Below are 1,141 nucleotides of genomic sequence, written 5' to 3'. Positions count from 1 at the left end.
ATAAATATGTAAGCATCTGATTTAAATAAATTTAATTTTGGATCAAAAAATAATCAAAACTTTTAAAATCATATAGTTATGAAATCTTTGTGCAACAAAGCCTGTACAAATTAATCTTTTTCAGGATTCCCCTTCAAAACCATATAAATCAATCCGGCGAAAATCAGGAATGCACCAATAATACTACTTAAACAAAAGTAGACGATACGGTCATTAGTAGTTAAATGGAAGAGGTTGTTGGCAAGGATATAACGCATAAACAGCCATTGTACGACTGAAAATACAATCAGCATGATGCCACGATTACGGACAGCAGGACGCATTGCCATGGGAGAAAATCCACATATAAAAAGAACTATCCAGATTATGCCATTTTAGAGCTAGAAGCTCAATTTATTCAGTTTTTATCCTGAGCAAGAAAATAACGTTACAGGTATTTAACCATTATAAGGATTGTAGTTGCCGTAACAGTTACGAAAACGTTTATATGACCAAATATATTGTGCAGGTGCAGAGGCAATCATCTGTTCCATGTGTTGGTTCAAGCATAGGACACCAGTTGGTACATCTTTAGAGCTAATTTCACTTGATACGGAAGTACAGTAAATATCAAAATAACTATCTTGATTGGTACGAATACAACTGATCCCTACGACATTACATTGTGTTTTTTGAGCCAACTTCGGCACAATAGTGCCGGATAAAACATTCTGATTAAAGAAATTGGCATAAATACCGCCAGAAGGTTTAGGAAGATGGTCGGGCAAAATAACTGTAAGGCCACCTTGTTTTAGATGCTTATAGATTGCTCGTATACCAGTTTCATCAATTGGAACTAAAATAGCATTGGTTTTTTGACGAGCTTCTAGAATATAACGATTTAAATCTTTATTTTTATTTGGTTTATACATAATCATAGGTTGTGTTTGCGTGCACAGCCATGCATTGAGTAACTCCCAGCTTCCAAAATGCGGAACGACAACAATCACGCCTTTTTTTGCATTCAGGGCATGCTCTAAATGCTTAATTCCATGAATTTGGTTGATACGGTGCATATTCTTATTGAACCGTACCGGGTTTGTCGGAGAGTCAATATTCTGAGAGACTATTCCGATGAAAAAACCAAACTATACCCCCGAAA

General features: G+C 35.7%; 2 protein-coding genes. Both read right to left on the bottom strand.

Features of this window, described 5'->3' with window-relative positions:
* Nucleotides 1–110 precede the first annotated feature (110 nt).
* Complete coding sequence (locus GW12_RS05755) at nucleotides 111–329, bottom strand: hypothetical protein (protein WP_034584664.1); 219 nt, start codon at nucleotides 327–329, stop codon at nucleotides 111–113.
* 108 nt (nucleotides 330–437) lie between these two features.
* Entirely contained in the window at nucleotides 438–1,055 is a 618-nt protein-coding gene (locus tag GW12_RS05750; RefSeq protein WP_227504132.1) for a lysophospholipid acyltransferase family protein, read from the bottom strand.
* Between the last annotated feature and the right edge of the window lie 86 nt (nucleotides 1,056–1,141).

The organism is Acinetobacter sp. HR7, from assembly GCF_000773685.1.
In the GTDB taxonomy this organism is placed as follows: Bacteria; Pseudomonadota; Gammaproteobacteria; order Pseudomonadales; family Moraxellaceae; genus Acinetobacter; species Acinetobacter thermotolerans.
The sequence above is the reverse complement of the archived record's forward strand: the minus strand, read 5'-3'. Positions and strand labels throughout refer to the sequence as shown.

What these genes read in the sequence shown, in the direction of transcription:
- GW12_RS05755 (WP_034584664.1), bottom strand. Translation starts at nt 329, where the DNA reads ATGGCAATGCGTCCTGCTGTCCGTAATCGTGGCATCATGCTGATTGTA.
- GW12_RS05750 (WP_227504132.1), bottom strand. Translation starts at nt 1,055, where the DNA reads ATGCACCGTATCAACCAAATTCATGGAATTAAGCATTTAGAGCATGCC.